At 68.4% G+C, this 26,690-nt stretch carries 30 protein-coding genes; 9 read left to right on the top strand and 21 right to left on the bottom strand.

Annotated elements, in window-relative coordinates; translation table 11 throughout:
* Positions 1-3 precede the first annotated feature (3 nt).
* Together cobT and OIM94_RS16270 are read right to left on the bottom strand one after the other, a co-directional pair.
* Complete coding sequence (cobT, locus tag OIM94_RS16275) at positions 4-1,833, bottom strand: cobaltochelatase subunit CobT (RefSeq protein WP_264607726.1); 1,830 nt, start codon at positions 1,831-1,833, stop codon at positions 4-6.
* A 256-nt stretch (positions 1,834-2,089) separates the two neighbouring features.
* Positions 2,090-2,968 carry a prohibitin family protein gene (locus OIM94_RS16270; RefSeq protein ID WP_264607725.1) on the bottom strand — a complete coding sequence of 293 codons (879 nt, stop codon included), beginning with the start codon at positions 2,966-2,968 and terminating at the stop codon, positions 2,090-2,092.
* Between the two features lie 11 nt (positions 2,969-2,979).
* Between OIM94_RS16270 and OIM94_RS16265 the strand changes: the two genes are divergently transcribed.
* Positions 2,980-3,231 carry a hypothetical protein gene (locus tag OIM94_RS16265; protein WP_264607724.1) on the top strand — a complete coding sequence of 84 codons (252 nt, stop codon included), beginning with the start codon at positions 2,980-2,982 and terminating at the stop codon, positions 3,229-3,231.
* 106 nt (positions 3,232-3,337) lie between these two features.
* Here OIM94_RS16265 and OIM94_RS16260 read toward each other — a convergent pair whose 3' ends face one another.
* From OIM94_RS16260 to OIM94_RS16245, 4 genes are all read right to left on the bottom strand, one after another.
* Positions 3,338-4,231: an FAD:protein FMN transferase gene (locus OIM94_RS16260; protein ID WP_264609935.1), complete on the bottom strand. Its 894-nt coding sequence runs from the start codon at positions 4,229-4,231 to the stop codon at positions 3,338-3,340.
* A 98-nt stretch (positions 4,232-4,329) separates the two neighbouring features.
* Positions 4,330-5,214 carry a DUF4198 domain-containing protein gene (locus OIM94_RS16255; protein ID WP_264607723.1) on the bottom strand — a complete coding sequence of 295 codons (885 nt, stop codon included), beginning with the start codon at positions 5,212-5,214 and terminating at the stop codon, positions 4,330-4,332.
* Positions 5,215-5,231: 17 nt separating this feature from the next.
* Positions 5,232-5,756 carry a DUF2271 domain-containing protein gene (locus tag OIM94_RS16250; protein WP_264607722.1) on the bottom strand — a complete coding sequence of 175 codons (525 nt, stop codon included), beginning with the start codon at positions 5,754-5,756 and terminating at the stop codon, positions 5,232-5,234.
* 10 nt (positions 5,757-5,766) lie between these two features.
* On the bottom strand, positions 5,767-6,408 hold the full coding sequence (locus tag OIM94_RS16245; RefSeq protein ID WP_264607721.1) for a PepSY-associated TM helix domain-containing protein: 642 nt from the start codon (positions 6,406-6,408) through the stop codon (positions 5,767-5,769).
* A 191-nt stretch (positions 6,409-6,599) separates the two neighbouring features.
* Here OIM94_RS16245 and OIM94_RS16240 point away from each other — a divergent pair, with 191 nt between their 5' ends.
* A complete protein-coding gene (locus OIM94_RS16240) occupies positions 6,600-7,499 on the top strand; it encodes a pirin family protein (RefSeq protein ID WP_264607720.1) in 900 nt (299 codons plus the stop codon).
* Between the two features lie 103 nt (positions 7,500-7,602).
* A complete protein-coding gene (locus tag OIM94_RS16235) occupies positions 7,603-8,505 on the top strand; it encodes an alpha/beta fold hydrolase (protein ID WP_264607719.1) in 903 nt (300 codons plus the stop codon).
* On the opposite strand, the gene OIM94_RS16230 is transcribed toward OIM94_RS16235, so the two are convergent.
* Positions 8,499-9,581 (bottom strand): DUF2332 domain-containing protein, encoded by a 1,083-nt coding sequence (locus OIM94_RS16230; RefSeq protein WP_264607718.1) that lies wholly within the window; start codon positions 9,579-9,581, stop codon positions 8,499-8,501. The genes OIM94_RS16235 and OIM94_RS16230 overlap by 7 nt on opposite strands.
* Positions 9,582-9,641: 60 nt before the next feature.
* On the opposite strand from OIM94_RS16230, the gene hisG reads away from it, so the two are divergent.
* The 4 genes from hisG to thiL are packed head-to-tail and all read left to right on the top strand — an operon-like array spanning position 9,642 to position 12,980.
* On the top strand, positions 9,642-10,292 hold the full coding sequence (gene hisG / locus OIM94_RS16225; RefSeq protein WP_264607717.1) for an ATP phosphoribosyltransferase: 651 nt from the start codon (positions 9,642-9,644) through the stop codon (positions 10,290-10,292).
* Complete coding sequence (gene hisD / locus OIM94_RS16220; protein ID WP_264607716.1) at positions 10,289-11,575, top strand: histidinol dehydrogenase; 1,287 nt, start codon at positions 10,289-10,291, stop codon at positions 11,573-11,575. The genes hisG and hisD overlap by 4 nt, the downstream gene beginning before the upstream one ends.
* 12 nt (positions 11,576-11,587) lie before the next feature.
* The gene (nusB, locus tag OIM94_RS16215) at positions 11,588-12,049 is read left to right on the top strand and encodes a transcription antitermination factor NusB (RefSeq protein WP_264607715.1); all 462 of its coding nucleotides are present in this window, start codon (positions 11,588-11,590) and stop codon (positions 12,047-12,049) included.
* Positions 12,050-12,077: 28 nt separating this feature from the next.
* Entirely contained in the window at positions 12,078-12,980 is a 903-nt protein-coding gene (thiL, locus tag OIM94_RS16210; RefSeq protein ID WP_264607714.1) for a thiamine-phosphate kinase, read from the top strand.
* Here the strand turns inward: thiL and ruvB are convergent.
* A complete protein-coding gene (ruvB, locus tag OIM94_RS16205; protein ID WP_264607713.1) occupies positions 12,977-13,999 on the bottom strand; it encodes a Holliday junction branch migration DNA helicase RuvB in 1,023 nt (340 codons plus the stop codon). The genes thiL and ruvB overlap by 4 nt on opposite strands.
* A gap of 89 nt (positions 14,000-14,088) precedes the next feature.
* Here ruvB and OIM94_RS16200 point away from each other — a divergent pair, with 89 nt between their 5' ends.
* The gene (locus OIM94_RS16200; RefSeq protein ID WP_264607712.1) at positions 14,089-14,979 is read left to right on the top strand and encodes a 2-hydroxyacid dehydrogenase; all 891 of its coding nucleotides are present in this window, start codon (positions 14,089-14,091) and stop codon (positions 14,977-14,979) included.
* A gap of 155 nt (positions 14,980-15,134) precedes the next feature.
* Here the strand turns inward: OIM94_RS16200 and OIM94_RS16195 are convergent, their stop codons facing one another.
* Both OIM94_RS16195 and ruvA read right to left on the bottom strand, forming a co-directional pair.
* Positions 15,135-15,692 carry a DUF4337 domain-containing protein gene (locus tag OIM94_RS16195; protein ID WP_264607711.1) on the bottom strand — a complete coding sequence of 186 codons (558 nt, stop codon included), beginning with the start codon at positions 15,690-15,692 and terminating at the stop codon, positions 15,135-15,137.
* 64 nt (positions 15,693-15,756) lie between these two features.
* A complete protein-coding gene (gene ruvA, locus OIM94_RS16190) occupies positions 15,757-16,353 on the bottom strand; it encodes a Holliday junction branch migration protein RuvA (RefSeq protein ID WP_264607710.1) in 597 nt (198 codons plus the stop codon).
* Positions 16,354-16,528: 175 nt separating this feature from the next.
* Between ruvA and OIM94_RS16185 the strand changes: the two genes are divergently transcribed.
* Positions 16,529-16,939, top strand: a complete 411-nt coding sequence (locus OIM94_RS16185; protein WP_264607709.1) for a hypothetical protein — start codon at positions 16,529-16,531, stop codon at positions 16,937-16,939.
* Positions 16,940-16,942: 3 nt separating this feature from the next.
* Here the strand turns inward: OIM94_RS16185 and OIM94_RS16180 are convergent, their stop codons facing one another.
* From OIM94_RS16180 to topA, 11 genes are all read right to left on the bottom strand, one after another.
* Positions 16,943-17,185, bottom strand: coding sequence for a hypothetical protein (locus OIM94_RS16180; RefSeq protein ID WP_264607708.1), 243 nt, complete (start codon positions 17,183-17,185; stop codon positions 16,943-16,945).
* A complete protein-coding gene (locus tag OIM94_RS16175) occupies positions 17,182-17,400 on the bottom strand; it encodes a toxin-antitoxin system HicB family antitoxin (RefSeq protein WP_264607707.1) in 219 nt (72 codons plus the stop codon). Before OIM94_RS16175 ends, OIM94_RS16180 begins: the two co-directional genes overlap by 4 nt.
* Before the next feature lie 9 nt (positions 17,401-17,409).
* The gene (locus tag OIM94_RS16170; RefSeq protein WP_264607706.1) at positions 17,410-18,315 is read right to left on the bottom strand and encodes an SPFH domain-containing protein; all 906 of its coding nucleotides are present in this window, start codon (positions 18,313-18,315) and stop codon (positions 17,410-17,412) included.
* 130 nt (positions 18,316-18,445) lie between these two features.
* Positions 18,446-18,961: a peptidoglycan-associated lipoprotein Pal gene (pal, locus tag OIM94_RS16165; protein ID WP_264607705.1), complete on the bottom strand. Its 516-nt coding sequence runs from the start codon at positions 18,959-18,961 to the stop codon at positions 18,446-18,448.
* Between the two features lie 67 nt (positions 18,962-19,028).
* On the bottom strand, positions 19,029-20,426 hold the full coding sequence (gene tolB / locus OIM94_RS16160; protein WP_264607704.1) for a Tol-Pal system beta propeller repeat protein TolB: 1,398 nt from the start codon (positions 20,424-20,426) through the stop codon (positions 19,029-19,031).
* A gap of 10 nt (positions 20,427-20,436) precedes the next feature.
* Entirely contained in the window at positions 20,437-21,384 is a 948-nt protein-coding gene (locus OIM94_RS16155; RefSeq protein ID WP_264607703.1) for a cell envelope biogenesis protein TolA, read from the bottom strand.
* Between the two features lies 1 nt (position 21,385).
* Entirely contained in the window at positions 21,386-21,826 is a 441-nt protein-coding gene (gene tolR, locus OIM94_RS16150) for a protein TolR (RefSeq protein ID WP_264607702.1), read from the bottom strand.
* A gap of 4 nt (positions 21,827-21,830) precedes the next feature.
* Positions 21,831-22,517, bottom strand: coding sequence for a protein TolQ (tolQ, locus tag OIM94_RS16145; RefSeq protein ID WP_264607701.1), 687 nt, complete (start codon positions 22,515-22,517; stop codon positions 21,831-21,833).
* Positions 22,518-22,523: 6 nt separating this feature from the next.
* Entirely contained in the window at positions 22,524-22,976 is a 453-nt protein-coding gene (locus tag OIM94_RS16140; protein WP_264607700.1) for a YbgC/FadM family acyl-CoA thioesterase, read from the bottom strand.
* A gap of 135 nt (positions 22,977-23,111) precedes the next feature.
* On the bottom strand, positions 23,112-23,876 hold the full coding sequence (locus OIM94_RS16135) for an exonuclease domain-containing protein (RefSeq protein WP_264607699.1): 765 nt from the start codon (positions 23,874-23,876) through the stop codon (positions 23,112-23,114).
* Positions 23,877-24,002: 126 nt separating this feature from the next.
* Positions 24,003-26,600, bottom strand: a complete 2,598-nt coding sequence (gene topA / locus OIM94_RS16130) for a type I DNA topoisomerase (protein ID WP_264607698.1) — start codon at positions 26,598-26,600, stop codon at positions 24,003-24,005.
* Positions 26,601-26,690 lie beyond the last annotated feature (90 nt).

The following is a 26,690-nucleotide window of genomic DNA, read 5'->3' as shown; positions in this document are numbered from 1 at the left end:
GCGTCACTCGGTGTCGAACAGCGCCGCCAGCTGCTCGACCATCGTGCCGGCGAGCTGCTCGGCATCCATGATCGTCACGGCGCGGCTGTAATAGCGGGTGACGTCATGGCCGATGCCGATCGCCGCCAGCTCCACCGGCGAGCGCGCCTCGATCCAGGCGATCACCTGGCGCAGATGCCGCTCCAGATACGAGCCGGAATTGACCGACAGCGTCGAGTCGTCCACCGGCGCGCCGTCCGAGATCACCATCAGGATCTTGCGATCCTCGGGCCGCGCGATCAGCCGCGAATGCGCCCAGAGCAGCGCCTCGCCGTCGATATTCTCCTTGAGCAGCCCCTCGCGCATCATCAGCCCGAGCGACTTCTTGGCGCGGCGCCACGGCTCGTCGGCCTGCTTGTAGATGATGTGGCGCAGATCGTTCAGCCGGCCCGGCTGCGCGATCCGCCCCTCCCCGAGCCACTTCTCGCGCGACTGGCCGCCCTTCCACGCGCGGGTGGTGAAGCCGAGCACCTCGGTCTTCACGCCGACGCGCTCCAGCGTGCGGGCAAGGATGTCGGCGCTGATTGCCGCGATCGAGATCGGCCGCCCGCGCATCGATCCGGAATTGTCGATCAGCAGCGTGACCACGGTATCCTTGAACTCGGTGTCGCGCTCGATCTTGTAGCTGAGCGACTGCATAGGGTTCACCACAACGCGCGCCAGCCGCGCGGCGTCGAGCAGACCCTCGTCCTGGTCGAAGTCCCAGCTGCGGCTCTGCTGCGCCATGAGGCGCCGTTGCAAGCGGTTGGCGAGCTTCGTCACAGCACCCTGCAGATGCACGAGCTGCTGATCGAGATAGGAGCGCAACCGCTCCAGTTCGTCGGTGTCGCACAGGTCGGTGGCGGCGACGACCTCGTCGAACTGGGTGGTGTAGGCGCGGTACTCGAAACTCGGCGGCAGATCGCTCCACGGGCGGTTGGGACGCACGGGCATCACGCCTTCGTCGCCGTCATCGCCAGGCTCGCCGTCGCCATCATCCTCGGCGTCGGACTGCTGCTCCTGGTCGCCATCCTCGCCCTGCTCGGACTCGCGCTGCTCGCCGCGCGCCTCGGTCTGGCCCTCGCCCTGCTGCTGCTGGGACTCGCCTTCCTCCTCGCCTTCTTCCTGCTGCTCCTCCTGGCCCTCGTCCTCGCCGCCGCCTTCATCGGCTTCGTCGGGGACCATCTCGCCTTCGGTCAGCTCGAGATCCTGGAGCAGCTTGGCGGCGAGCGCGGCAAAGGCGTTCTGGTCGTCGATCGCGGTGGCCAGCGCGTCGAGATCCGATCCCGCCTTCTCCTCGATCCAGTCGCGGACCAGCGCGAGCCCGAGCGCGGCGCTGGACGGCGACTCGCGACCCGTCAGCCGCTCGCGGACCATCAGGCCAAGCGCGGTCGAGAGCGGCACCTCGTCGCGCGTGCGCGCGCGGCCGATCGGGTCCGAGCGGAGACGCATCGACAAGGCGCTTTCGAGATTGTCGGCAATGCCCGCATAGCCACGCGAGCCGAGCGCTTCGACGCGCGCGGTCTCGATCGCGTCATAGACGGCGCGCGCCACCGGCTCGCGCGGCGAGGTGCGGCCGTGCAGCGTCGCATCATGGTGGCGCATGCGCAGCGCGAAGCTGTCGGCGAAGCCCCGTGCCTCGGCCACCTGTTCGGGCGGCAGCGTGCGCGAGGGCGCGGGGACCTTCACCGTCTTGCCGCTCTGGAACGGCGCATCGGCGGTGAAGCCGAATTCGAGCTCGGCAGCGCCCGAAAGCGCGCGCGAAGTACCCGCGAGCACGTCGCGAAGCCGGTCGAGAGGATTGTCCTGCGCCATCCCTCCCACATGCGCCGCACGGGGCAGAAGTCAAGGAAGGCGCGGGGGAGTGGCCGAGGGGGCAGGTTTGCCTACCACCGCCCTGCCCACCCGCACCACCGTGTTCCCGCGAAGGCGGGAATCCATTTGCCAGGACGGCGCGGCAAGAACCGAAACCGCGACCCCAATGGATCCCCGCCTTCGCGGGGATGACGAAGGGCGCACGGATAAGGTGAAAGCGAAAAGGGCGCCGGCATCACGGCCGGCGCCCTTTCGGTTACTTTACGCCAAGGAAGGTGGTCGGCCCCTCGCCCCCCATATAGGTGGGCAGCTGGCCGTTCCATTTCTCCACCGCGCGCAGCTTCACGATCTCCGGGTTGGTGCGGATTGCCTCGGCCTCCACCTGGATCGCCTTGGCGTCGCCCTCGGCCTTGGCGATGCGCGCCTCGGCATCGGCCTTGGCGGTCTCGACATTGGCCTTGGCGGCAAGCGCCTGCTGCTCGTTGGCGATCTTGGCGTTGATCTGGTTGAGCACCGCCTCGGGCACCACGATGTTGCCGGCCCAGTAGATCTGCTCAACCTGCAAGCCCACCGGCGCAAAAAAGGCCTGCACCCGCCGGGTCGCCGTCGCGATCAGCTCGGCCTTGTGGGTGCCGTAGATCTCCTCCACGCCGAGCTGCGCCGCCCGCTCGACGATCGCGTTGCGGATCGCGTTGCGCAAGGGCCCCGCGATGATCTCGTCCATGTCCGTGCGGTAGCGCTGGAACAGGATCGACGCGCGCGCCGGATCGACATGATAGGAAACGCCCACGTCTGCCTTCAGCGACAGGCCATTCTTGTCCTGGAAGGTGAAAGCCTCGTCGATCGGGCTCTGCTCGGTCTGCGAGGCGGTCCAGGTGTAGGTGCGGGTAAACACCGGATACTGGTAGATATGCGTGCCGGGCAGCGCGATGTACCAGCCGACCGGCAGCGATTGCGGCCGCACGCCGCCGGCGATGTTGTTCACCCGGATGCCCACCTGCCCCGGCTCGACCCGCGCGAAGCTGCTCAGGAAGAAGATGCCCGCCGCCACCGCGACGGAGATCCACAGCCAGCTGCGCCCCAGCATCCGAAACACCCCGAAGCCACCACCGAAATTCCCCGGTTGATATGCCATGTTCTCAGTCCATGAAGATGGAGGAGAAGCGTCCTCCCGCGCCACATTCGCGCAGGGGCGACCGCAATGCCGCCCACGCGTGGAACCGCGCGGCCGAACTGATCGGACCGATGGTCGATGGTCAGGTGGAGGTCGGGCGGGATGCGCGGCCGAAGAGCTTCGGTTGCGCAGGCAGGACGACACAGCAACAGCCAAATCGCGGAACAGACGCCGGCAAGACCGGCACGCCCACAATCCTACAGCTCAAGCCAAAACGTCGTTGATCCCTGCTCCTTGTGCAGCACCGAATGTGCCGACGAATCTACGCCTTTTGTTGCGCTGCGCAAGCGAAACCGGAAGGCGATCTGCGGATTTTAGATCCCGTGGGGATCAGCCCAGCATCGCCTGCAGCACGGGCGAGATCCGCTCGGCCACGCCGTCCTCGCCGCGTGTCACCATGTGCGCGGCGAGCCCCTGCTGCTCGGCCAGCACCATGCCGGCGGGGCCGAGCACGGTGAGCGCGGTCGCCCAGGCGTCGGCCAGCATCGCCTCGCGGTGCAGCACCGACACCGAGACGACCTGATTGTCGATCGGCCAGCCGGTCCGCGGATCGATGCTATGGGCATAGCGGCGGCCATCGCGCTCGAAGAAACGGCGGTAATCGCCCGACGTCGCCACCGACAGGCCGTGCAGCGCCACGCGCAGCGGCGCGAGGCTGGTGCCGGGCACCTGTTCCAGCTCCACCCACCAGGGCTGGCCATCGGGCTTGATCCCCTCGCCGCGCAACTCGCCGCCGATCTCGATCAGGAAGTCGTCGATGCCCAGCGACACCAGCCGCTCGGCCACCGCATCGACGGCATAGCCCTTGGCGATCCCCGACAGATCGACCTGCACCGCTTCCCGCCGGCGGATGCGGCGGCCGTCGCGATCGAACTCCAGGTGCCGCACGCCCGACATGTTGCGCGCTTCGCCGATCGCATAGGCGCCGGGCAGATCGCTGCGCGGACCGGCGGGACCGAAGCCCCACAGATCGGCCAGCACGCCTGCAGCCGGATCGAACGCCCCGCCGCTCGCCTGGTGCACCTCGAATGCGGCAACGAGCACGCGCACCGTCTCCGGGGATAGCGGGTGCCAGTGGCCCAGCATGCCGCGGTTCAGGCGACCGATGCGCGATCCTTGCTCCCAGTGGCTGAACTCGGCCACCATGCGCGCCAGCACTGCCTCCACCGTCTCGCGGATGTCCTCCGGCGGATCGACGACGACGAGACGCCAGCTGGTGCCCATGGTCGGGCCGCCAAGCGTTGCCACGGGTGCGGCAGACCGCCGCCGGTGGAACGCCGCCGGCGACAGGCTTTCAGGAATGGCGATGCGCGGTTCTACGATCAGGGTGCCAGTACCTCCAGCGTGGTCGTGTAGCTGACCCGGCGGCCGGAGGGAACGCCCACCATGCCCTGCGGGCCACCCGCGCCGGGACGGCCTTCGCCGCCCTGCATCTGGGGCCGCGGCCCCTCGCCTTCCGGCTGCGGCGCAGTGGGCGTGACGTTGATCCAGTACATGCCCGCGTCCGGCCACTTGATCGTCACCTTGCCGGCCGCGTCGGTGCGCAGGTCGATCTGCTTCTGCGCGGCGCGATAGCGGCCGTTGCCGAGGATCGTGGTCACATACAGCCCCGCCGCCGGCTTGCCGTCCATCAGGAACTGGAAGGTGGCCGGCTCATTCGAGACGAGATCGTTGGGGTGCGTCACCGGCACCAGTTCGATGCCCTGGCCGGTCGGCTTGAACACCGTGTTGGTCGGTGCGCCCTGCGTCACGAAGATCTCGTTGCGGGCCAGCGTCTCGCTGGTCTGCACGTCGGTCGCGCCGGCGGGGATGACGCTCGCCAGCTGGGCCTTGGTGGTGCCGCGCGGGATCATCTTAGTCTCGCCGTTCAGCGTGTAGCGGCCGAACACGCCCTGGTTCACCACGGCGATGCGATAGGTGCCCTGCTGGGTCAGATGCACGTCGAAGGTCGCGCGGAACTGGCCGACATTGTGGTGCTCGGCCTTGCCCTCGGTCCCGTCGGGCTGGGTGATGGCGGGGATCACGCCGAGCGGGCGATGATCGAAATAGAACAGCTCGTTCGACACGGCCGCGTCCACGGTCACCCAGTTATCGGTGCCCGAGACGACGGTGGAGGACGGCAACAGCCACATGCGGTGGGCGATCGCGGCGGGTGCGGCGAGCGCCGCGACGGCGGCAACGGCGAAAAGCGGCTTGCGGAACTGCATGATGGATCTTCCCCCGATTAGCGCTTGAGCGTGAACGATACGGCGCCGAGCTCGCTCGCGCCCTTGGCGGCGGCGGTAGCGGTGCTGCCGTTCCAGCTGAACGGCAGGCGCACCAGTTCGCGGCCGCCGACTTCGCGGGCGGCTTCCACCACCAGCGTGTACTGGCCCGGCGTCAACGCGGGCATGCCGCCCTTGCCGGCGACGAGACGCAGCTTCTGCACGCCGGGCGCGCGGGTCGCGCCGCTCACGCCGTCCGCCGGGAAACTCATCGTGCGGCCCGAGGCGCGCCACCACTGGCGCAGATCGTGCAGCCACTTGGTGCCCTCGCCGCCGCGCTTGTCGACATCATACCAGACCGACAGCGTGCGGGGCGTCTGCCCCTCCTTCTCCAGCCATATCGCGACATAGGGCTTGTGATATTCGGCCACGCTCATGCGCGGCAGCTCGATCGACAGGTCCATGGTCTGGGCTGCGGCCGCATTCGGCAGCAGCGCGCCGGCGCCGAGCGCGGCGGTGGTCAGTCCGGATAGGCGAAACTGCATGAAACCCCCCTTAGTGGATGAGGAACAGCGCGATCAGCGCAGGAATGGCGAGGCCGGCCGCCACGAGCGGCCAGGTGCTCTTGCGATGCTTGGAATGCATCCACAGCAGCACCAGCCCGGTGAGCGTGAAGACAAGGCACGCAAAGGCGAAAATGTCGATGAACCACTTCCACGCCGTGCCGGCGTTGCGGCCCTTGTGGAGGTCGTTGAGATAGGCGATCCAGCCGCGCGAACTGACTTCGCTGGTCACCTTTCCGGTTCCACGCTCGATCGCGATCCAGCCATCGCCGCCCGGGCGCGGCTGGGCGAGGTAGATCTCGTCGGCGGACCATTCGGCCACGCCATCGGCCGAAAGGTCGAGGTTGGAGCGCAGCCAGCCCGCGACCGGTGCGGGCAGCGGCTGCTTGGCATCGGGCTTGTCGTCGGGCCTGACCAGCGGCAGCAGCGCGGGCGGCAGCTGCGCGGCACGATCCACCGTGCGGGCCGATCCTTCGATGTCGGCGGCGTGATTGAGCGTGAAGCCGGTGACCGCGAACAGCAGCAGACCGATCAGGCTGATCGCCGAACTCATCCAGTGCCAGGTATGAAGCTGCTTGAGCCAGAAGCTCTTGCGGCTGCGCTTGCGCGCGGCAGGCGGGGACGGGGCGTGCATCAGGGTCGAACGATCTCGCTGCGGAAGGAGGCGCCCGGATAACGCGAACGATTCGCAATTACAACGTTGGAAATGTAACAGGATGTAGCGGGGCGTGCGGAAACACAGCGTTCGCGATCCTATGCCCTGGTTTGGCTGGGCGCATCCAGCGCTAGCCGCTATTCCGGGGCGAGCAATCACGGAGACCCACGATGCGCGACGACCTGGTAACCCAGACGATCGAGCCGACCACGCACGATCTTGGCGGCTTCAAGGTGCATCGCACCCTGCCCTCCCGCCCGCGGACGATGGTGGGCCCGTTCATCTTTTTCGATCAGATGGGGCCGGCGATCCTCGATGTCGGCACCGGCATCGATGTGCGGCCGCACCCGCACATCAATCTTGCCACCGTCACCTATCTGTTTGCCGGCGCGATCGACCACCGCGATTCGCTTGGTACCTTCGCCACGATCGAGCCCGGCGCGGTGAACCTGATGACCGCCGGCCACGGCATCGTGCATTCCGAACGCTCGCCCTCGGCCGAACGGGAGAAGGGCCCCGAACTGAGCGGCATCCAGACCTGGCTAGCGCTCCCGGAAGCGCTGGAGGAGATGGACCCCGCCTTCGAGCATGTCGCCGCGGACAAGCTGCCGATCGTCGAAGCGCACGGCGCCCGCGCGCGCGTGATCATGGGCGAGCTGTGGGGCGCTGCCGCGCCCACCACCACCTATGCCCAGACCATCTATGGCGACATCGCGCTCGATAGCGGCGCGAGCATCCCCATCGACCCCGCCGCCGACGAACGCGCGCTCTATGTCGCGGCCGGCGACGCGAGCCTCGACGGGATGCCGCTGGTGCCGATGACGCTCTACATCCTGCGCCCCGGCATCCGGGCGACGCTGCGCTCCGAACGCGGTGCCCGGGTGATGTTCTGCGGCGGCGAAGCCTTCTCTACCCCTCGCCATGTCTGGTGGAACTTCGTCTCGTCCAGCCGCGAGCGCATCAACCAGGCCAAGGAGGACTGGAAGGCGGGCGCCTTCCCCAAGGTGCCGAACGACGACAAGGAATTCATCCCGATCCCCGAAGTTCCTAAGACGGTGAGTTACCCCTAGTTTTCCTGCGCTTGCAGCCCGGACTGAACCGTCGCATCGTGCCGGCGGGGCAAGTCCCGGGCAGCGTGGAGAGGACGCGGCCACGGGGTACAGGGAGCACTGCGTGACCGATATCCGACAGACGTCGCTGCCACTCTCCACCGGCGTAACACTCAATGTGGCGCTGGCGGGCAACCCGGCCAACCCGCCGGTGGTTCTGCTGCACGGCTTTCCCGAATCGCACCGGACCTGGCGCCACCAGATCCCGGCGCTCGCGGAACGCTATTTCGTCATCGCGCCGGACCAGCGCGGCTATGCCGACTCGGCCAAGCCCCAGGGCGTGGAGGCCTATGCGGCGGATCGCATCGCCGCGGACCTGTTCGCGCTGGCCGATGCGCTGGACATCGAGCGCTTCACCCTGGCGGGCCATGATTGGGGCGGCGCGATCGCCTGGATGGCGGCACTGCGCGAGCCAAGGCGCGTCGCGCGGCTGGTCATCCTCAACGCGCCGCACCCCCAGGTCTTCCAGCGCAAGCTGTTCGACGATCCCGGCCAGCGCCGCGCCAGCCAGTATATCCGCTTCTTCCGCGAGACCGATCTCGATCGTGCGCCGGACAGGACCGCGCTCGAGCAATTCCTGCTGTCGCTGTTCGGCGAGCATCTGCAGGTGACCGTGCCTCCGGAGGAAAAGGCGATCTACCTGCGGCAATGGAGCCAGCCCGGCGCGCTCACTGCCATGCTCAACTGGTACCGCGCCACGCAGATCGTGGTGCCCGCAATGGGCGAGGAGCCGCCGCGCCCGGGCTGGATCGACGGCCCCTTCCCGCTCCAGCCGCAGCCGACGCTGGTGCTGTGGGGGATGCGCGATCGCGGCCTGCTGCCGTGCCTGCTCGACGGGCTGGAGACGCTGATCCCGGACTACACGCTGGTGCAGATCCGCGAGGCGGGACATTTCCTGCCCTGGGAAGCGCCGGAGGAGGTGACGGCCGCGCTGCTCGACTGGCTGGAACGGCGCGGCGCTCAGTAACGCCGCATCACATAGGGATTCGTGTCGAAGGGCGGCGCAAGCCCTTCCACCCAGCCCCCGTGCGCATGGGTGCGCGCGACCAGTTCCATCGGCGTGTCGCCAGGCCAGCCGCGCACCCGCACCTCGTGCGCGGCGAGATCGCGATTGGGCTCCATCATCACCCAGCCCAGCGGGCGATCGGCCGTGGCCGCCGCGCCGGCGGACTCCATCGCCTCGGCAATGCGCTGCTGCGCCTCGGGCCGCAAATATTGCCAGACGACCGAGTGCATCAGCACGCGGACAACCCCCTCGGGCTGAGGCTCGGCGAGTCGTGCCTCCAGCCACGCCGCGGCGTCTCCGCGCTCCAGCGCCACTGGATCCGCGCAAAGCATGGCGATCGTCGCCTGCAATCGCGCCTGCCGCTCCACGGCATCGACCCAGCAATAGGCCTCCAGCCGCTCGGCATCGCGGGAATCGCGCAGGTCCAGCGGCGCGATATCGACGCCGCGTGCCGAGACGATCTCGACCTTAGCCGCGGGCGGCGGGCCGCCGCGCCATTCCGGCCGGATCGTCACGTGCGAGTCGGCCGGCCCCACCGCCACGCCGCCGAGATCGAAGCGGTAGCGGCCGAGCATCAGGTTCAGCCCGCCGCTGGAACCGATCTCCAGCACCTCGAACCGGGGCCTATAGCGCTGCGCCAGGTGGAGAATGCCGGTCATCAGCCCCGCCGAGCGGCCCGCCTCGTTGGTTTGTGGCGGGCCATAGAGCCACGGCATCAGCGTGAAGTCGTGCGCGCTCAGCACCGCGTCCAGCGCCGTGCCGATGCGGCCCAGGTTGATCTCCTCCCCCGTGAAGATCCTTCGCAGTTCGGGCACGCCGCGCCGGTGCAGGGCGTGCAGTCCGCCGACCAGCCGCAGCACCAGCGCATCCGCCACCGGCTCGCCCGGCCAGTCGAGCACGCGGCGGCCGGTTTCGCTGCCCCGGGTGATCCCCTGCCCCAGTGCGGTACAGATGCGCGCGGTGATCGGCGCATCCATCGCGGCACAATAGCCGGCCTGGATGGCAAAACTCTTGCGGTTCTCGGCTTCGGACGCCATGCGCTTCCCCTTTGGCGCGTGTTGCGCCCATGGCCGCCCCCAAGTAAAGCCCCCGCACCCATGACCGAGCCGTTGATCCTTGCCGTGCCGAAAGGCCGGATTCTCGAAGAGGCGCTGCCATTGCTGGCGGCTGTCGGCATCGTGCCCGAAGCGGCCTTTTCCGACAAGAACTCGCGCGCGCTGCGTTTCGCGACCAACACCCCCGCGATCGACCTGATCCGGGTGCGCGCGTTCGACGTGGCGACTTTCGTCGCGCATGGCGCCGCGCATCTGGGTATCGTCGGCTCCGATGTGCTGGCCGAGTTCGACTATTCGGAGCTCTACGCGCCGGTAGACCTGGGGATCGGCCATTGCCGCATCTCGGTGGCCGAGCCGGTGGCGCTGGCCGAGCAGGATGATCCGCGCGGCTGGAGCCATGTCCGCGTCGCGACGAAGTATCCGCACATCACCCGTGCCCATTTCGAGGCGCGCGGCGTGCAGGCCGAGTGCGTGAAGCTCAACGGCGCAATGGAGCTGGCGCCGGTGCTGGGCCTCGCCCCGCGCATCGTCGATCTCGTCTCGTCGGGCCGCACGCTCAAGGAAAACGGGCTGGTCGAGGTGGAAGTGATCGCCGAGGTGACCAGCCGCCTGATCGTCAACCGCGCCGCGTTCAAGACGCGCGCGAGCGAAGTCGTGCCGTTGGTCGACGGCTTCCGAAAGGCCGTGGCATGATCCTCCTGAACTCCACCGATGCCGGCTTTGCCGACGCTTTCACCGCGCTGGTCAACGCCCGACGTGAGGCGGATGACGATGTCGCGCGCAACGTAACCCACATCATCAAGCGCGTCCGCGACGAAGGCGATGTCGCGCTGCGCGACCTCACCCGCCTGTTCGACAAGCACGATCTCGACCGCTCGGGCTGGACGATCGACCGCGCCGACTGCCTCGCTGCCTATGAGGGGCTGAGCCCCGCGTTGCGCGACGCGCTGGAGCTCGCCGCCGAACGGATCGCGGTCTACCATTCGAAGCAGCGGCCCGAGGATCGCGACGAGACCGACGCCCAGGGCATCCGCCTCGGCGCGCGCTGGACGCCGGTCGATGCGGCGGGCGTCTATGTCCCCGGCGGCCGTGCGGCCTATCCCAGCTCGGTGCTGATGAACGCCATCCCCGCCAAGGCGGCGGGCGTGCGCCGGCTCGTGATGGTCACGCCGACGCCCAATGGCGACGTGAACCCGCTGGTCCTCGCCGCGGCGCATGTCGCTGGGGTGGACGAGCTGTACCGCGTCGGCGGCGCGCAGGCGGTGGCAGCCCTCGCCTATGGCACCGAGACGATCGCGCCGGTCGACGTCGTCACCGGCCCGGGCAATGCCTGGGTGGCGGAGGCCAAGCGCCAGCTCTACGGCGTGGTCGGCATCGACATGGTCGCGGGCCCGTCCGAGATCGTCGTGGTGGCGGACGGCAAGAACGATCCCGAATGGATCGCCGCCGACCTGCTCAGCCAGGCCGAGCATGATCCGACCAGCCAGTCGATCCTGTTCACCGACGACGCGGATTTCGCCGACAAGGTTGCCGCCGCGGTCGACGCGCAGATCGCGACGCTGGCGACCGGCGCCACCGCGCGCACCAGCTGGGACGCCAATGGCGCCATCATCCTGGTGCCGGACCTGCCGACGGCGATGCCGCTGGTCGATCGCCTCGCGCCCGAACATCTCGAACTCGCCTGCGACGATGCCGAGGCATTGTTCGACATGGTCCGCCACGCGGGTTCCGTCTTTCTCGGCCGCTATACGCCGGAAGCCGTCGGCGACTATGTCGCCGGCCCCAACCATGTGCTGCCCACCGGGCGGCGCGCGCGCTTCGCATCGGGCCTTTCGGTGCTCGATTTCATGAAGCGCACCTCGTTCCTGAGCCTGGATCCGTCCGGGCTCGCCGCGATCGGCCCCGCTGCCGTGGCGCTGGCAGAAGCCGAAGGCCTGCCCGCGCACGCGAAGTCGGTCGCGATCCGTTTAAAGTGATAGAAGTAGAATATGGCCAGTCCGCAAGCTAAGTCCCGTTCCAAGGCGCGCGCCGCCGCCCGCCTCGCCGCCGTCCAGGCGCTGTACCAGCGCGAGATGGAAGGCACCTCGATCCCCGCGCTGCTGCACGAGTTCCACCAGCACCGCCTCGGCGCGATCATCGAGGACGTCGAATATGCCTATGCCGACATCGCGTTCTTCGACGATGTGGTGAGCGGCACCGATGCGCGCCGCGAGGAAATCGACGGCATCGTTGCCGCCAAGCTGAGCACCGGCTGGACGCTGGAGCGGCTCGACAAGCCGATGCGCCAGATTCTCCGCGCCGGCACCTATGAGCTGCTCGCCCGCAAGGACGTGCCCACCGCCGCCGTGATCAGCGAATATCTCGACGTGACCGACGCCTTCTACGATCGCCGCGAAAAGGGGTTCGTCAACGGCATCCTCGACGCGATCGCCAAGGAAGCCCGCGCCTGATGCGCGCGCCTGCCCCCGGACGGGCGGGATGAACGAAGCCGCATTCCTCGAAGGTCTTCGCCGCCTGCCGCTCCATCCCGGCGCGCGCGGGCTGCGCGACGATACCGCCGTGCTCGGCGATCTCGTCGTCACCCATGACGTGCTGGTGGAAGGCGTCCATTATCTGCCGGACGATCCGGCGGAGGATGTCGCGTGGAAGCTGCTCGCGGTGAACCTCTCCGACCTCGCGGCCAAGGGCGCGGTGCCGGAAGGCGTGCTGCTCGGCTATCCGCTGGCGGGCGACGACGCCTGGGATGCTGCGTTCCTTGCGGGATTCGATGCAGCGCTCGCGACGTTCGCCTGCCCGCTGATCGGCGGTGACACGGTGAAGGCGCCGGCGGGTATGCCGCGCACCCTTTCCCTGACGGCACTGGGCCGCGCCGCCCACGCCCCCGCCCGCAGCGGTGCGCAGTCCGGCGACCTGCTTTACGTGACCGGTACGATCGGCGACGGCGGCATGGGGCTTGCGGTGGCGCTGGCGGGCGAAGGCCCGGCGTCGCTGCTCGCACGTTACCGCCGCCCCACTCCGCGCCTCGCCGAGGGGCAGGCGCTGGCGCCGGGTGTGCACGCGATGATGGATGTGTCCGACGGGCTGCTCATCGATGCCGCGCGGATGGCGGCGGCGAGCGGGCTGGCGGTGGCCATCGATCTGGCTACCGTACCGCTCTCCGCCGACTTCCAGACGGTGCGGGGGCGCGATCGCGGCGCGCGGCTCGCAGCTGCCACCGCCGGAGACGATTACGAGCTGCTCTTCGCGGCCCCCGCCGGGCTGCTGCTGCCGCTCGCGGCGACCTGCGTCGGGACCTTCAGCGCCGGCGAAGGCCTCACGCTGCACGACGCGGGCACGCTGGTCCCGCTGCCCGACCGGCTGGGCTTCGAACACGGCGCCTAGTCGAACAGCCCGTCCTGCGATCCGGCCGGCGGGTTGAGCCCCAGATGCTTCCAGCCCGGGCCGTTCAGGCACCGCCCGCGCGCCGTCCGTGCGATCAGGCCAAGCTGGATCAGATAGGGCTCGATCACTTCCTCCACCGTATCGCGCGGCTCGCTGAGGCCGGCGGCGAGCGTCTCCACCCCCACCGGGCCGCCGCGATAGACGTCGGCGATCATCATCAGATAGCGCCGGTCCATCGCATCTAGGCCCAGCCCGTCCACCTCCAAGCGGTTGAGCGCAGCATCGGCGACCTTGGCATGCACCACCGCCTCACCGAACACATTGGCGAAGTCTCGCACCCGCCGGAGCAACCGGCCGGCAATGCGCGGAGTCCCGCGCGACCGCCGCGCCACTTCGCGCGCGCCGTCCGAGGAGATGGCGAGGCCGAGCAGCCCGGCGGCGCGGGTCACCACGCGCTCCAGCTCGTCGACCGTGTAGAATTGCAGCCGCACCGGGATACCGAAGCGGTCCCGCAGCGGCGTGGTAAGCAGCCCTTGCCGGGTGGTCGCGCCGACCAGCGTGAAGCGCGGCAGTTCGATCCGCACGCTGCGCGCAGACGGCCCCTCGCCGATCATCAGGTCGAGCGCGCGATCCTCCATCGCCGGGTAGAGCACCTCTTCCACCGCCGGATTGAGGCGGTGGATCTCGTCGATGAACAGCACGTCGCCGTCCTCGAGATTGGTGAGCAGCGCGGCGAGATCGCCCGACTTGACGATCACCGGGCCGGAGGTCGAGCGGAACCCCACCCCCATCTCGCGCGCGATAATCTGAGCGAGCGTCGTCTTGCCGAGGCCGGGGGGCCCGAAGAACAGCACATGGTCGAGCGCGTCGCCGCGCGCCCTGGCGGCGTCGATGAACACGCGGAGATTCTCGCGCGCCGCCTGCTGACCGACGAAATCGTCGAGCGATTTTGGGCGCAGGGCGGCGTCGACGTCTTCGGCACGGCGACCGGCGGTGAGGAGGCGATCGGGTTCGGTCATGACAGGGCAATCACGCTGTAGCCGCCGCAACCGCGCCGGTCGATGGGAGGTACTGGCAAAGCCGCGCACGAAGGCGCATCTGGCCGGCTATGGTCGATCTCTATCTCGCCACCGCCGCCTCGGACGCGCTCCGCGCCGCGCTGGCCGCCCGCTTCACGCTGCACGAGGGCGATCCGCCCACGACCGCGCGCGCGATCGTCGGCGGGGGACAGATGCGGCTGGACGCGGCGATGCTCGGCCGGCTGCCCGCGCTGGAAATCGTCGCGATCAACGGGGTCGGCTATGACGGGCTCGACCTGGACGCCCTGCGCGCGCGCGGGGTGCGGGTGACGACCACGCCGGACGTGCTGACCGAGGATGTCGCCGATCTCGCCATCGGCCTGATGCTGGCCGTGTTCCGCCGCATCGCCGCCAACGACGCGGCGGTGCGGAGCGGCGGATGGGCGGTGCCGCTGGGCCGGCGCGCGAGCGGACGTCGCGTCGGCATTTTCGGGCTCGGCAAGATCGGCATGGCCATCGCCGAGCGCGCCGCGCCGTTTGCAGGCGAACTTCTCTACACCGCGCGTAGCCGCAAGCCGGTCGACTGGCGCTATCTGCCCGACATCGCGGCGCTGGCCGAAGCGAGCGACGTGCTGATCCTGGCCGCACCGGGCGGCGCGGCGACGGACAGGATCGTCAATGCGGACGTCCTCGCCCGGCTTGGTACCGAGGGCGTACTGGTCAACGTCGCGCGCGGCAGCCTGGTGGACGAGGTCGCGCTGATCGCGGCGCTGCAACGCGGCACGATCGCCGGCGCCGGACTCGACGTGTTCGCGGAGGAACCGCACGTCCCTGAGGCACTGCGCATGCTGGATCAGGTGGTGCTCGCCCCCCACCAGGGCAGCGCCACGGTCGAGACGCGCGCCGCGATGGCGGCGCTGGTCGTCGCCAATCTCGACGCGCATTTCGCGGGGAAGGATCTGCCGACGCCGCTGCTGTGATGGCGCGATCCTCCCCTGCAGGGGGAGGTGGCAGGCCGAAGGCCCGACGGAGGGGTATCCGCGTCCGAACCGGACTAGCGCCGCCCCAGCGTCGTTACCCCTCCGTCGCTTCGCGACACCCCCCCTTGCAGGGGAGGATCGAGATCGCATGCACGTCATCCCAGCAGGGTGCTCAGCACCTCGGGGTGGAAGGCCCATCCTGCGAAGCCGCACAGGCCCATGAACATCCCGAAGGCGCCGAACACCCAGGCAGCGACGAGCAGCCAGCTGCTTTCCGCCAGCGCCGATACCGCCGCAATCGAGATGGCCGTGGCGATCGCCGCATCGCTCGCATCGAACTGGTCGTCATGCACGTTGAGCGCGTCATACTGCGCCGCCTGCGCCTTTGCCTGCGCGGCGAGCCCGGGCGCTTCCACCTTGTATCGGGCGATATCCGCATCCAGCCGCTGCAGGATCGGCGCCACCCTGGCGGGATCGCTCGCCACCGCCGCGATCTGGGCGCGGCTGGTTTCGGCCAAATGCTGCTTGGTCTTGGTCGCCTGATATTCGTTCCAGAGATCGACGGAACGCGACTGGGCCTGTTCCATCGCCTGGACGATGTTGCCGTCCTTGATGTTGCACAGGCCGGTCGCGACCGAGAGCACCACGACGGTGATCGCAACTCGGCGGTTGAGGCGCTTGTCCTTGGCTTCGGCGGAAACTTCGATTTCCATGGCTACGCTACTTCCACTTCTGATCCTCCGCCGGCGCATGCCGTGGAGGATCGCGAGGAGCCTTTCACTTTGCCGCCTTGCGCAGCGCCAGGCGGACCAGCGCGTCGAGCGTCGCGGCGGGCCCCAGTTCGTCGCTGGCGGCATTCACCGCCGCACTCGCCTCGGCCGGGCGGAAGCCGAGATTGAGCATCGCCGAGACCGCATCCGCCGCCGCCCCGCCGCTCGGTGCCGCCGCCGCGCCGACGCCCCCTAGCGAGAGCCCGCCAGCCTTGTCCTTGAGTTCATTGACGATGCGTTGGGCGAGCTTCGGCCCCACCCCATTGGCCCGCGCGATCGTTGCCGCATCCGCGCGCGCTACCGCGGTGCGCAGTTCCTCCGGCGCCAGGATCGAAAGGATCGCCAGCGCGACCTTCGCGCCCACCCCCTGCACGCTGGTCAACAGCTTGAACCAGTCGCGCTCGTCGGCCGAGGCGAAGCCCATCAGCCGGATCGAGTCCTCGCTGACCAGCATCTCGGTATGGATGGTCACCTGCTCGCCGACCGCGCCAAGCTTGTCGAGCGTCTTGGCCGAGGCGCCAACAAGATAGCCGACGCCGTTCACATCGATCACCGCATGGTCGGCGCCGCTGGACGCCAGCGCACCACGAAGATGCGCGATCATCGACGAAGCTCCCGAACGAGAGGAGCCGGCGACAGCAAAGGAGCAGGCAGCAGCATGGCGGGTACATAAGCGGAACAGCGAAACGGAGGAAGCGATTTTCGGCGCTGCCGCCTGGCAATCCCCCAGCCGATCCCCAACTCACCGCAAACGAGGGGCGTTCGAGATCCTTCAGGCCATGCTGCTACTGTTCTGGTTCGCGCTGCTGGTGGCGGACGGCACGCCGATCGGCCGCACCCTGCGCTGGATGCTGGTCGAGGTTCCTGCCGGCTGGTGCAACCGCTGGTCGCGCGGCGACATGCTGCTGGTCTTCACCCTGCTCGCCGGAGCCGCGCTCATCCTCTGGCTGATGGAGGCCGAGGGCCGGCTGTTCCTGGGAATGCTGGGACCGGACATCGTCGCAGGCGCCAGCATGCTTGAGCTGGGCACGCTGCTCGACGTGGCGGTCATGGCGGTCACGGTGTTCGCCACGCTGCGGGTGCAAGCGGTGCGTCGGTGGGTGACGGCGCACTTGCCCCGGCGCCTGCCCCGCGCCCGCAAGCCTGCGAACGACGATAGCGATGGGCCTGTCTTTGCCCTCGCTGCCTGAAAATCAAGGCCGCCAGCGCCAGTCGCCATCGGTCTTGATCCGCGTAATCCAGATCAGCGCAAGCGCGACCGGCGTCAGCAACAGCAGGAACAGCGGATGGTCTGGTAGCGCGAAGCGGGTGATTGCGCCGACCAGCAGCACGAAGCCGGCAACGATCAGCCAGCCCTGCCACGTCGCCGGCGTCGCGCCATAGCCGAACGCCTTGGGCTTGAACCAGAAGCCCGGCCGCTCACCATCTTCGGTCATTCCGTCTCTCCTTGGATATCCTTGGGCGGGCGCCCGCGCCTGGGCCGCACCGGATCGGCCAGCTTCACCCCGCGCTTCGCCAGTGCCTCGCGCAGCAGGCATTCGACCTGCGCGTTGACGCTGCGCAGGTCGGTTGCCGCACTCCGCTCGATCGCGGCGTAGAGCGCCGGATCGAGGCGGAGGGGAAATGCCTTCTTCGGCGGGGGAACGCTCACCACCCTGCCTTACTGATAGAGCGAGCCAGCATTCACCACCGGCTGGGTGTCGCGCTCACCGCACAGCACCACCATCAGGTTGGAGACCATGGCGGCACGGCGCTCGTCGTCCAGCTCGACGACATTCTTCGCCGAGAGCTGATCGAGCGCCATCTCGACCATGCCGACCGCGCCTTCGACCAGCGCCTTGCGCGCCGCGACCACCGCCTGCGCCTGCTGACGCCGCAGCATCGCGCCGGCAATCTCCTGCGCATAGGCGAGATGGGTGAAGCCGCATTCGTCGACGGTGATGCCTGCCACCGCGAGCCGCGCGATCAGTTCGGCGCGGAGTTCGCCGCCGACCTGATCGTGGTTGCCGCGCAGCGTCACCTCCTGATGCTCGAAATCGTCGTACGGATAGCGCGAGCCGATGGTGCGCACCGCCGCCTCGATCTGGACGTTGACGAAGGCCTTGTAGTCGTCGACGTCGAACAGCGCCTGGGCGGTGTCGGTCACGCGCCACACCACCTGCGCCGCCATCTCGATCGGATTGCCACGCAGATCGTTCACCTTGATCTTGTCCGAGATCATGTTGTTCGCACGCACCGACACCTTGGTCTTGAGCAGCCATGGCCAGGACCAGCGCAGGCCGGTGGTGCGATCGGTGCCGCGATAATCGCCGAACAGCAGGATCGCCGACGCCTGGTTGGGCTGGAGCAGGTAGAAGCCGCAGAGCACGAACAACAGCACCAGCGCCGCCACGACGATCCAGCCGACCACCGCCCAGTCGGGCATCGTGCCGATCTGGGTGAAGGCCAGCCCGCCTGCGACCAGCGCGGCCACCGCAACCAGCAGCATGCCATAGCCGCTGGTGGTGTGTGCCACCGTTTCGCTGCTCTGCCGCAACGCGGGTGCGGCGCTCCGTACGTCCGTCATCGTTCCCTCCTGAAATGTGATATCACTTTTATATCGTTCCGGACGCGACGCCAAGCGAAATCGGCGGACAAGAAAAAGGCCGCCGGAGCAATGCTCCGGCGGCCCAATGCCTGTATGGCCAAGCCGAGCCTCAGTTGAGGACGATGGTCACCGCGCGACGGTTCTGCGCCCAGCTGGCTTCGTCCGAACCCATCGCGACCGGACGCTCCTTGCCATAGCTGATCGTGCTGATGCGATCGGGCGAGACACCCTGCGCCGCGAGATAGTTCTTCGCGGCATTCGCGCGGCGATCCCCCAGCGCGAGATTGTACTCGCGGGTGCCGCGTTCGTCGCAATGCCCTTCCAGCGTGATGCGGACGTTCGGGTGCGCGACCAGCCACTTGGCCTGATTGTCGAGGATCGCGCGCGATTCCTGATCGACGTCGAACTGGTCGAGCGCGAAGTGGATCGTGTCGCTCGTCACTTCGCGGCGGAACTGCTCGGAGAGCGGCGTCGCCTGCGTCGTCTCGCCATTGCCGTAAGGCTGGCTCGGGGCGACGGGCGTCTCGGTCGGGGCCGGGGGCAGCACGGCGGGCGGCTTCTTCGAGCAGGCGGCGGTGGCGACGAGCGCCACGCCGAGCATGAGGCTGGGGACGAGCTTGGTCATGTTATCCTCCTTGTCACTGGTGGTCGCGCATGCCGCGCATTCGTTACGCTGGAGTTTCTACTGCATGTCAGGGACGCACGGCGCCCCAATTCGGATCCGAACCGTCGAGCGGTGTCGGCACTTTTCGCGTCGCGCGGCCGGTAAGGTCCACGGTCCACAGATCCGGCCGACCCGAGCCCTGTGCCGAACGGAAGAACACGATCACGCGGCCATTGGGTGCCCAGCTCGGACCTTCGTCGCCCCAGCTGTTGGTCAATAGCTGCTCGCCGCCGCCCGAGGGGTTCATCACGCCGATGCGGAACGCGCCGCCGCCCATGCGGGTGAAGGCGATCTGGTCGCCGCGCGGGCTCCAGGCCGGTGCCGCATAGCGCCCGCCGCCGAAGCTGATCCGGTGCTGGTTGGATCCGTCCGCGTTCATCACATAGAGCTGCTGGGTGCCGCCGCGATCGCTCTCGAACACGATCTTCGAGCCATCGGGCGAGAAGCTGCCGCCGGTATCGATGCCGGGCGAGTTGGTCAGCCGCTCGGGCGTACCGCCGCTGGCCGGCACGCGGTAGATGTCGGTATTCCCGCCCACCGCCATCGAGAACAGCACATAGCGCGCATCCGGCGACCAGTGCGGCGCGAAGTTGAGCGCGAGGTTGGATACCAGCGTGCGATCCTGCCGCGAGCCCAGGTCGTAGATGTGGATCGAGGGCCGATCGCGTTCGAAGCTCATGTAGAGGATCGCGTTGAGCTTGGGGCTCAGACGCGGGGTGAGGGTGATCGACTGACCGTTGGTGAGGAAGCGGTGGTTGGCGCCGTCCTGGTCCATGATCGCCAGCTGCTTGCGGCGGCGGTTCTTGGGGCCCGTCTCGGCGATGTAGACGATCTGCGTGTCGAAATACGGGCCCTCGCCGGTGAGCCGCGAATAGATCGCGTCGGCGCATTTGTGACCCGCGCGGCGCCAGTCGGCCGGCGCGACGACAAAGCCCTGGCGTATCAGCTCGACCTTGGAGAGCACGTCGTAGAGATAGCAGCCCACGGTGAGGGAACCGTCGCCATTGGCGCGGACATAGCCCTGCACCAGCGACTGGGCGCCGGTGCCGCCCCAATAGTCATAGGCCGGCGCGGTCACTTCCGGGAAGGCGACGGTGCGCAGCTGCGCCGGCGGCACCGGGGTGAAGAGTCCCGAGCCGCGCAGATCGTTGGTGATCACATCGGCGAGCTTCTGACCTAGCACGTCGGTCGAGCCCGCTGGGGTGTCGACAACCGCAGAGGTTGGCATGACGGGGATTGCGATCGGCATCGGCGCGGAAATGCCGCCGACGATATCGATCACCGGCTGATCCTGCCCCTGCCCCTGCCCCTGCCCCTGTGCCTGCGCGGCCGCTTGCGGGCTGTTCGCGATCGGCGGCGGGGTGGTCTGGGCATGCGCGGCACCTGCCAGGCAGAGCGTTGCGAGGGTTGTGAGTTGGAGTTTCATCGCTTCATCCTCATCCAGGCAGCTTGTAGCTGAACGGCAGGCTCTTCCACCCGCCCGGCACAGCATAGAGATTGGCGGGCAGGCCGCGGATCGGCGTGCAGCCCTTGAACGTGGCGATCGCCAGATCCTTCACCCGGTCCACATACCGATTGTTGCTGGCATCGTTCCCTTGGACGCCAGTGATGTCAGGATTGCCCGAGAGCGACCCGTCCGCATTGAAGTTCAGGCGTACGAGGACGCGGATCCGCTCGGCGCCGGGACCGGGAGTGACCTGGCGATTGGCGCAGGGCTGGATCTGCCGCGCGATCAATCCGCGGAAGCTCGCCACCTCCTCGGCAGACGCCTTGCTCGCGGGGTTGTTCAGCGCGGTGCTGGCGGTCTTGTTGTTCGAGCGGCCGAGATCGAGCCCGGCGAGGTTGCCGGTCGGCTTGGCCGGGCGGCGTTCGCTGCCGGTGGTCGCGCTCTTGGACGCGGAGTCGCTCGCCTTCGCCGGTGCCGCCTTGGACGGCGGTGCAGGCTTGCTCGGCAGCGCGGGCTTGGCCGGCTGCGCCTTTTCGGCAGGCGCGGGCTTGGGTTGCGGCGGCTGCGGCTTGGGTGCGGGCGCAGGCTTGGGCTGCGGCGGCTGGGGCTTGGGCTGCGGGGCAGGCTTGGGCTCCGGCGGCGCGGGTTGCGGCTTGGGCTGCGGCTGGGGATCCGGTGCGGGCGGGGGTGCGCTCTCGGGCTCGACCGGCGCCTCGACCGGCGACTTCTTCGCCGCGAGTTCCTCCTGGCTCACCACCGGCGCCGTGCTTTCCAGCCCTACCTTGTCCGCGAGCGAGATCTCGATCGGGATCGCCTTGGGCGGCTCCTGCGGCGGCGTCTTCGCGAAGCTGAGCGCCAGCGCGGCGAACACCGCGGCATGCGCCGCGATGGAAACGCCGAGCCCGATCCGCTCGCTACGGTCCATGGTCTCGCTCACCTCAGCGCTGGTCGCTCGGTTCGGTGAGCAGCGAGACCTTGTTGAGGCCGGCCTGGTTGAGCTCGCCCATCACTCGCATCACCTTGCCGTAGCCGAGCGCGGTATCGCCGCGCAGATAGATGGCGGCGGGCTTGCCGTCCGGGCCCTTCCTTGCGGCGATAGCCGCCAGCTTGGCGGGCAACTCGGCATCGCTCACCGCATCGGTGTCGACGAACACCTGGCCCTTGTCGTCGATCGAGATCTGGACCGGCTTCTGCTCCTGGTCGAGCGCCTTGGCGCGGCTCTCGGGCAGGTTCACCTGCACGCCGGCGGTGAGCAGGGGTGCCGTGACCATGAAGATGATCAGCAGCACCAGCATCACGTCCACCAGCGGGGTGACGTTGATCTCGGCCATCGGCGTGCGGCGGCCGCGGCCCTTGCCGGAGGGGAGGTGCATGCCCATCGGCTTAGCCCTCCATCTCCAGGCGACGGCTGAGCGTCGCGTGGAAGCCGTCGGCGAAGCGGTGGAGCCGCGCCTCGACGCGGTTCACGGCGTGGCTGTAGCGGTTATAGGCGATCACCGCGGGGATGGCGGCGAACAGGCCGATCGCGGTGGCGAACAGCGCCTCGGCAATGCCCGGCGCCACGACGGCGAGCGACGAGCTCTGCGCCGCGGCGATGCCGGTGAAGCTGCGCATGATGCCCCATACGGTGCCGAACAGGCCGACGAACGGGGCGACCGAGCCCACCGTGGCGAGGAAGTTCAGGCGATCCGAAAGCCGGTCGATCTCCATCGCGACGGTCGCGCCCATCGCCGTGGCGAGGCGCTCACGTGTGCCTTCGCGATCGATCGTCTTGCCCGCGGTTGAGCGGCGCCATTCGCTCACCCCCGCGGCGAACACGCGCGCGATCGGCTGGTCGCGGCCGGCGGCACGGCGGTGGAACTCGTCAAAGTCATCCGCCTCGCGATATTCGGTCTCGAAGCGCTGCATTTCCTTGCGCAGCCCGCTGACCTTGAGCGCGAAACCGACAATGATCGTCCAGGTCCACAGGCTGGCGAGCAGCAGGCCGATCATGACCAGCTTCACGACGATGTCGGCTTCCAGGAACAAATGGATCGGTGACAGGACGGCACCGGTTGAGACGGACGGCATGGACGCTTAACTCTCCTTCCACACGAGCGGTTCGAACACGGCCAGCCATTCGGCCGGCTGCCGCCGAGGGCGGCCACCGGGAGCGACGAACGCCACCTCGACGGTTGCTTCGGCGACTATGGTTTCGTCCCGCATGACTCGTTGCTGAATGACGACGCTGGCGGCACGCAGTTTGACGAGGCGGCTGATCACCACGAGCGTGTCGCCGAGCTTGGCTGGCGCGCGGTAGCGGATATCGAGCCCGGCCACCGCATAGGCGCCGCCGCCCGCCTCGAACACGGCGCGCTGGTCGATCCCCGCGACGTCGAGCATGTCCGAGCGGGCACGCTCCATGTAGCGCAGGTAATTGGCATGGTAGACGACGCCGGTAAGATCGGTGTCCTCGAAATATACCCGCAGCGCAAAGCGGTGCGCGCGGCCGTCGAACCGGCCGGCAGGGGCTTGGTCGCTGCTGGTCATGGATTGGCCTCCTAGCGGAGGCGGTGCCCCAGCGGAACCCCAAAGGGGTTAACCTTTCGTAGGTGGGAGGCGTTCGCGTGCGAGGTCAGCCATCCCTAAGCCCCTCCTTCAAGAAGATGGGGCTTAGGGATGAGCCTAGAACAGCAGCCGCTGCGTCGAGCTCCCCCGCCCCACGGGCGCCCCGCCCCGCCGGCGCGCAAGTTCCGTCTCCGCGGTGAAGCGCACATCCTCGTCACGATCGGTAAGGAAGCCTTCGAGCGAATCCTCGGAGATCTCGCTCCACTCCTTGCCGCGATCAGGTCCGTAGCGCACCCGCGGCAACAGCCCCGGCTGGCTCGACCATTCCACCAGTTGTGCCACGCTTGCCTCGTTGAGCATGTCGCGCAGATGGTGCGCGGTCACATAGGCATCGGGAAACGCCCGGTGCGCCGGCAGGCCGCGCTCATGCTCCATACCCTCGGGCCGGCGCCAGTAGCGCAGCATCTGGTTGGAGAAGCCGGGGCTGTCCGGCCAGAGCCGCAGCGCGCATTTCCAGGTGCAGATCCAGTCGGCGCCGCGCGTGAGCGCGGGGGTGCAGAACTGCTCCTCGAAGCTCGCGCGGTGCGCGGCAAGCGCGATGCGGCGCGGCCAGGGATCGAGGATCGGGCGCGCGACGTCGTGCCAATAGGGTGCGTCGGCCACGTCCTCGTCGCGGATATGATGGATCGCCATGGTGAGCGGCGGGATGCCGCGGCCCGGATTGACGAGACGGTTGCCGCCCTCGCCATACAGCTCCCAGCGGCCGTCGGCGCCCAGCGCCACATCCTGCCAGCCGATCTCGCAGACGGCATGGGCGGGCGGCTTGTCGCCGGTGGTTTCTAGGTCGATGACACGGATGATCGAGGGGGTTGGCGGCGCCATGCGCGCGATGTGGGGGTTTTCGGGGCGAAATGCCAGCCGAAAGCGCGGGGTCCTTCGGCGGAGACGATGCGCTCCCCCGCACCGTCATCCCGGCGGTAGCCGGGATGACGGCTGACAGACTACCCCTTACTCCGCCGCCTTCTTCTTCGCCGGCGCCTTCTTCGCCGCAGGCTTCTTGGCCGCCCCGGCCTTCTCGCCCGCCGCAGCCTTGGCCGCCGGCTTCTTCGCCGCCGCCTTCTTCGCCGGCGCCTTCTTCTTCGCCTTCCCCTTGGCCGGCCCCTGCGCCGCCTTGGCGTCGATCAGCTGGGCGGCTTCCTCCAGGGTCAGCGCGTCCTTGTCGATCGTCTTGGGCAGCGTGGCGTTGGTCTCGCCGTCGGTGAGGTAGGCGCCGTAGCGGCCCTCCATCAGCTTGATCTCGGCCTCGGTGCGCGGATGCTTGCCGAATATCTTGAGCGGCTCGCGCGCCGCCCCGCGCGCCGGGCGACCACCGCCCGCCGCTGCCTCGGCCAGCTTGACCACCGCGGCGTTCATGCCGGTCTCGAACACCTCGGCGGTCGACTGCAGCCGGGCATATTTGCCGTCATGCGCCAGATACGGGCCATAACGGCCGATCGAAGCGGTGATCGGGTTTCCCGTCTCCGGGTGGTTGCCGATCGTGCGCGGCAGCTTGAGCAGCTTGAGCGCCCATTCCAGATCGAGATCGACGTCCTTCGGGATCGAAGCGCGCGCCGCATCCTTGCCCTCGCCGAGCTGGATATACGGCCCGAACCGCCCCGACTTGCGCTCGACATTGAGCCCGGTTTCGGGGTCCTGCCCCAGCACTTCCGGACCCGTATCCTCGCTCCCCTCGCCGCCCGGCTGGCCGAAGCGCCGCGTGTACTTGCACTCCGGATAGTTGGAGCAGGCGACGAACGCACCGAACCGGCCCCCTCGCAAGGCAAGCTTGCCCACGCCGCAATTCGGGCACAGCCGCGGATCGCTGCCGTCCGCCTTGGCGGGGAACAGATAGGGCTCGAGGAACTGGTCGAGCGCGGCGGTGATGTCGGAGGGCTTCTGCTCCATCACCTCGGTGGTGCGCGGCTTGAAGTCGCGCCAGAAGGCTTCCAGCACCGCCTGCCACGCGGCACGCCCGCCGGACACGTCGTCCAGCTCTTCCTCGAGCTCGGCGGTGAAGTCGAACGACACATACTTCTCGAAGAAGCGCTCGAGGAACGCGGTCAGCAGGCGGCCGCTCTCCTCGGCGAAGAAGCGGTTCTTCTCCACCCGCACATAGGCGCGGTCCTTGAGCACCTGGATGATCGAGGCATAGGTCGACGGGCGACCGATGCCGAGCTCCTCCAGCCGCTTGACCAGCGAGGCTTCGGAGAAACGCGGCGGCGGCTGGGTGAAGTGCTGCTCGGCGTTGACCGCCTTCTTGGCGGGCGAGGCGCCTTCGGACATGCGCGGCAGGCGGCGGCTGTCCTCGTCGCCCTCGTCATCCTTGCCCTCTTCGTAGAGCGCGAGATAGCCGGGGAAGAGCACCACCTGGCCGGTGGCGCGCAGGCCGTGCTGGCCGGTGCCATCCGCCAGATCGACCGTCGTACGCTCCATGCGGGCCGAGGCCATCTGGCTGGCGAGCGCGCGCTTCCAGATCAGGTCGTACAGCCGGGCATGGTCGCCCGAACCGGCGCGATCCTTGCCGAAATCGGTCGGACGGATCGCCTCGTGCGCTTCCTGGGCGTTCTTCGCCTTGGTCTGGTACTGGCGCGGCTTGTCCGGCACGTAGCTGCCGTCATAGCGATCGGCCACCGCCTTGCGCGCCGCCTGGATCGCCGAGGGATCCATCTGGACGCCGTCGGTACGCATATAGGTGATCGCGCCGTCCTCGTAGAGCGCCTGCGCGATCCGCATCGTGTGGCTGGCCGAGAAGCCGAGCTTGCGCGCCGCCTCCTGCTGCAACGTCGAGGTGGTGAAGGGCGGCGGCGGGTTGCGCATCGCCGGCTTGGTCTCGACCGCGACGACAGTGAAGCGGCCTTCCTCGACCGCCTTCTTGGCGGCCTCGGCGCTGCCTTGGTCGCCGATCGACAGGCGGTCGAGCTTCTCACCCTTCCACTTGACGAGGCGCGCCTGGAACGGGGTGCCGTCCGATTCCAACTCGGCGATGACCGACCAATATTCCTGCGCGACAAAGCTTTCGATCTCGCGCTCGCGCCCGACGATCAGCCGCAGCGCGACCGACTGGACGCGGCCCGCCGACTTGGCGCCCGGCAGCTTGCGCCACAGCACCGGCGAAAGCGTGAAGCCGACCAGATAGTCCAGCGCGCGGCGGGCGCGATAGGCGTCGATCAGGTCGGTATCCAGCTCGCGCGGGCGCTGCATCGCCTCGAGGATCGCCGGCTTGGTGATCGCGTTGAAGGTGACTCGCTCGACCTCCTTGGGGAGCGCCTTCTTGTTGCGCAGCACTTCCTGGACGTGCCAGCTGATCGCCTCCCCTTCGCGATCAGGGTCGGTCGCGAGGATCAGGCGGTCGGCCTTCTTCGCCTCGTCGGCGATCGCCTTCAGCTGCTTCGACTTGTCGGCATAGGTCTCCCACTCCATCGCGAACGAATCGTCGGGGTTCACCGAACCGTCGCGGGCGGGCAGGTCGCGGACATGACCATAGCTGGCCAGCACGCGATAATCCTTGCCGAGATATTTCTCGATGGTCTTCGCCTTGGCGGGCGACTCTACGATGACAAGCTGCATGGGATTCGTGAATTTCCTTACGCGTACGCGTGTAAGGTGGGGACAGGGGCAAAGGCCCGTCAAGCGGCGCGCTTCTACAGCGTCATGCCC

Origin of the sequence: Sphingomonas sp. R1 (genome assembly GCF_025960285.1) — a bacterium.
In the GTDB taxonomy this organism is placed as follows: domain Bacteria; phylum Pseudomonadota; class Alphaproteobacteria; order Sphingomonadales; family Sphingomonadaceae; genus Sphingomonas.
Note: the sequence above shows the minus strand (reverse complement) of the source record. Positions and strands in the feature narration are given on the sequence as shown.

What these genes read in the sequence shown, in the direction of transcription:
- ruvB (WP_264607713.1), bottom strand. Translation starts at nt 13,999, where the DNA reads ATGACCGAACCCGATCGCCTCCTCACCGCCGGTCGCCGTGCCGAAGAC.
- ruvA (WP_264607710.1), bottom strand. Translation starts at nt 16,353, where the DNA reads ATGATCGCGCATCTTCGTGGTGCGCTGGCGTCCAGCGGCGCCGACCAT.
- OIM94_RS16135 (WP_264607699.1), bottom strand. Translation starts at nt 23,876, where the DNA reads ATGGCGCCGCCAACCCCCTCGATCATCCGTGTCATCGACCTAGAAACC.
- tolR (WP_264607702.1), bottom strand. Translation starts at nt 21,826, where the DNA reads ATGGGCATGCACCTCCCCTCCGGCAAGGGCCGCGGCCGCCGCACGCCG.
- OIM94_RS16200 (WP_264607712.1), top strand. Translation starts at nt 14,089, where the DNA reads ATGGTCGATCTCTATCTCGCCACCGCCGCCTCGGACGCGCTCCGCGCC.
- nusB (WP_264607715.1), top strand. Translation starts at nt 11,588, where the DNA reads ATGGCCAGTCCGCAAGCTAAGTCCCGTTCCAAGGCGCGCGCCGCCGCC.
- thiL (WP_264607714.1), top strand. Translation starts at nt 12,078, where the DNA reads ATGAACGAAGCCGCATTCCTCGAAGGTCTTCGCCGCCTGCCGCTCCAT.
- OIM94_RS16260 (WP_264609935.1), bottom strand. Translation starts at nt 4,231, where the DNA reads ATGGGCACCAGCTGGCGTCTCGTCGTCGTCGATCCGCCGGAGGACATC.
- OIM94_RS16265 (WP_264607724.1), top strand. Translation starts at nt 2,980, where the DNA reads ATGAAGATGGAGGAGAAGCGTCCTCCCGCGCCACATTCGCGCAGGGGC.
- OIM94_RS16140 (WP_264607700.1), bottom strand. Translation starts at nt 22,976, where the DNA reads ATGACCAGCAGCGACCAAGCCCCTGCCGGCCGGTTCGACGGCCGCGCG.
- OIM94_RS16230 (WP_264607718.1), bottom strand. Translation starts at nt 9,581, where the DNA reads ATGGCGTCCGAAGCCGAGAACCGCAAGAGTTTTGCCATCCAGGCCGGC.
- topA (WP_264607698.1), bottom strand. Translation starts at nt 26,600, where the DNA reads ATGCAGCTTGTCATCGTAGAGTCGCCCGCCAAGGCGAAGACCATCGAG.
- OIM94_RS16245 (WP_264607721.1), bottom strand. Translation starts at nt 6,408, where the DNA reads ATGCACGCCCCGTCCCCGCCTGCCGCGCGCAAGCGCAGCCGCAAGAGC.
- OIM94_RS16180 (WP_264607708.1), bottom strand. Translation starts at nt 17,185, where the DNA reads ATGACCGAAGATGGTGAGCGGCCGGGCTTCTGGTTCAAGCCCAAGGCG.
- OIM94_RS16195 (WP_264607711.1), bottom strand. Translation starts at nt 15,692, where the DNA reads ATGGAAATCGAAGTTTCCGCCGAAGCCAAGGACAAGCGCCTCAACCGC.
- OIM94_RS16255 (WP_264607723.1), bottom strand. Translation starts at nt 5,214, where the DNA reads ATGCAGTTCCGCAAGCCGCTTTTCGCCGTTGCCGCCGTCGCGGCGCTC.
- tolQ (WP_264607701.1), bottom strand. Translation starts at nt 22,517, where the DNA reads ATGCCGTCCGTCTCAACCGGTGCCGTCCTGTCACCGATCCATTTGTTC.
- OIM94_RS16250 (WP_264607722.1), bottom strand. Translation starts at nt 5,756, where the DNA reads ATGCAGTTTCGCCTATCCGGACTGACCACCGCCGCGCTCGGCGCCGGC.
- cobT (WP_264607726.1), bottom strand. Translation starts at nt 1,833, where the DNA reads ATGGCGCAGGACAATCCTCTCGACCGGCTTCGCGACGTGCTCGCGGGT.
- hisD (WP_264607716.1), top strand. Translation starts at nt 10,289, where the DNA reads ATGATCCTCCTGAACTCCACCGATGCCGGCTTTGCCGACGCTTTCACC.
- hisG (WP_264607717.1), top strand. Translation starts at nt 9,642, where the DNA reads ATGACCGAGCCGTTGATCCTTGCCGTGCCGAAAGGCCGGATTCTCGAA.
- OIM94_RS16240 (WP_264607720.1), top strand. Translation starts at nt 6,600, where the DNA reads ATGCGCGACGACCTGGTAACCCAGACGATCGAGCCGACCACGCACGAT.
- pal (WP_264607705.1), bottom strand. Translation starts at nt 18,961, where the DNA reads ATGACCAAGCTCGTCCCCAGCCTCATGCTCGGCGTGGCGCTCGTCGCC.
- tolB (WP_264607704.1), bottom strand. Translation starts at nt 20,426, where the DNA reads ATGAAACTCCAACTCACAACCCTCGCAACGCTCTGCCTGGCAGGTGCC.
- OIM94_RS16185 (WP_264607709.1), top strand. Translation starts at nt 16,529, where the DNA reads ATGCTGCTACTGTTCTGGTTCGCGCTGCTGGTGGCGGACGGCACGCCG.
- OIM94_RS16170 (WP_264607706.1), bottom strand. Translation starts at nt 18,315, where the DNA reads ATGACGGACGTACGGAGCGCCGCACCCGCGTTGCGGCAGAGCAGCGAA.
- OIM94_RS16270 (WP_264607725.1), bottom strand. Translation starts at nt 2,968, where the DNA reads ATGGCATATCAACCGGGGAATTTCGGTGGTGGCTTCGGGGTGTTTCGG.